We start from the raw sequence: 2104 nt of genomic DNA on the forward strand, positions 1-2104 counted from the left end.
ACCTTTCCCTCACGGTACTGGTTCACTATCGCTCACCAGGGAGTATTTAGCCTTTCGAGATGGTCCTCGATCCTTCCGTCAGGATTCCTCGTGCCCCGACGTACTCAGGGTCTGCCTCGTCCTGCTTCACGACTTCGGATACGGGAGTTTCACCCTCTTCGCTGCGCCTTCCCCTGCGCTTCTCCTGTCATGTCGCATCGACTTTCTCGGCAGCCCTATAACCCCATCATCTGATGGTTTGGGCTCCTCCGCTTTCGCTCGCCACTACTTACGGAATCGTTTTTACTTTCTTCTCCTGCAGGTACTGAGATGTTTCAGTTCCCTGCGTATTGCCTCGCCTTAGCGATGCCACCCTCGTGGATGGCGGGTTCCCCCATTCGGATATCGACGGGTCGTTGCCTGCTTACTGCTCGCCGTCGCGTTTCGCCGTTTGCTGCGTCCTTCTTCGCCTCCTGGTGTCCAGGCATCCACCATACGCTCTTCTTCGCTTAACCTAAAGTGTTCTTTCTGTGCTTTCTTAGTTTGCAACTAGATGATTTCGACCTTCTTTTTCTTTGATCTCTTCATCTTCCTTCGCTTTCTTGTAGAAAGTTTGCTGTTCAGTTTTCAATGTTCCTGCCTTGAATGCAATCCCTTCAGACCACACTCAAAACCAAACAGTATCCACATCTTCTCTTCTCCCTAGAAAGGAGGTGATCCATCCCCACGTTCCCGTAGGGATACCTTGTTACGACTTCACCCCAATCATCAGTCCCACCTTAGACAGCTCCCTCCTTGCGGTTGGGCCACCGGCTTCGGGTGTTACCAACTCTCATGGTGTGACGGGCGGTGTGTACAAGGCCCGAGAACGTATTCACCGCGACATGCTGATTCGCGATTACTAGCGATTCCAGCTTCGTGCAGTCGAGTTGCAGACTGCAGTCCGAACTGTGAACGGGTTTCTGGGTTTCGCTCCACCTCGCGGCTTCGCCTCCCTCTGATCCGTCCATTGTAGCACGTGTGTAGCCCAGGTCATAAGGGGCATGATGATTTGACGTCATCCCCGCCTTCCTCCTCCTTGCAGAGGCAGTCTCGCCAGAGTCCCCAACCTAATGCTGGCAACTGGCAACAGGGGTTGCGCTCGTTGCGGGACTTAACCCAACATCTCACGACACGAGCTGACGACAACCATGCACCACCTGTGTGAGATATAACTATCTCTCTGTCTCCAGAGCCTTTATCTCCATGTCAAGACCTGGTAAGGTTCTTCGCGTTGCTTCGAATTAAACCACATGCTCCACCGCTTGTGCGGGCCCCCGTCAATTCCTTTGAGTTTCATTCTTGCGAACGTACTACTCAGGCGGAGTGCTTATTGCGTTAACTGCAGCACTGAGGTCTGACCCCCAACACTTAGCACTCATCGTTTACGGCGTGGACTACTAGGGTATCTAATCCTATTTGCTCCCCACGCTTTCGGGACTGAGCGTCAGCTGCACCCCAGACCGCCGCCTTCGCCACTGGTGTTCCTCCATATATCTACGCATTTCACCGCTACACATGGAATTCCGCGATCCTCTGATGCTCTCTAGCTGTGCGGTTTCCACGGCTTACCGAAGTTTAGCTTCGGGCTTTCACCGCAGACCTGCACTGCCGCCTGCTCCCTCTTTACGCCCAATGATTCCGGATAACGCTCGCCACCTACGTATTACCGCGGCTGCTGGCACGTAGTTAGCCGTGGCTTCCTCATAAAGTACCGTCACTCGCCTGTCATTCCCTACAGGCGCCGTTCTTCCTTTATAACAGAAGTTTACATCACGAATGACTTCTTCCTTCACGCGGCGTTGCTCGGTCAGGCTTTCGCCCATTGCCGAAAATTCCCTACTGCTGCCTCCCGTAGGAGTCTGGGCCGTGTCTCAGTCCCAGTGTGGCCGTCCACCCTCTCAGGCCGGCTACGCATCGTCGCCCTGGTGAGCCTCTACCTCACCAGCTAGCTAATGCGTCATAAGCCCATCCCTGTGCTATCCCGTAGGATATTTAACATACTCGACATGCGTCATGTATGCCTATGCGGTCTTAGCTGCCGTTTCCAGCAGTTATCCCCCTCACAGGGGCAGGTTGCTTATGT

The 2104-nt window shown here is 53.9% G+C and carries 2 rRNA genes; both read right to left on the reverse strand.

The features are described from left to right. Nucleotides 1-494: ribosomal RNA gene (locus B5E48_RS13290) — 23S ribosomal RNA — on the reverse strand; the annotation flags it as partial. 191 nt (nt 495-685) lie between these two features. Further along, nucleotides 686-2104: ribosomal RNA gene (locus B5E48_RS13295) — 16S ribosomal RNA — on the reverse strand; the annotation flags it as partial.

The sequence above is a fragment of the Massilimicrobiota sp. An105 genome, from assembly GCF_002161155.1.
Lineage (GTDB): Bacteria > Bacillota_I > Bacilli_A > Erysipelotrichales > Coprobacillaceae > Allocoprobacillus > Allocoprobacillus merdigallinarum.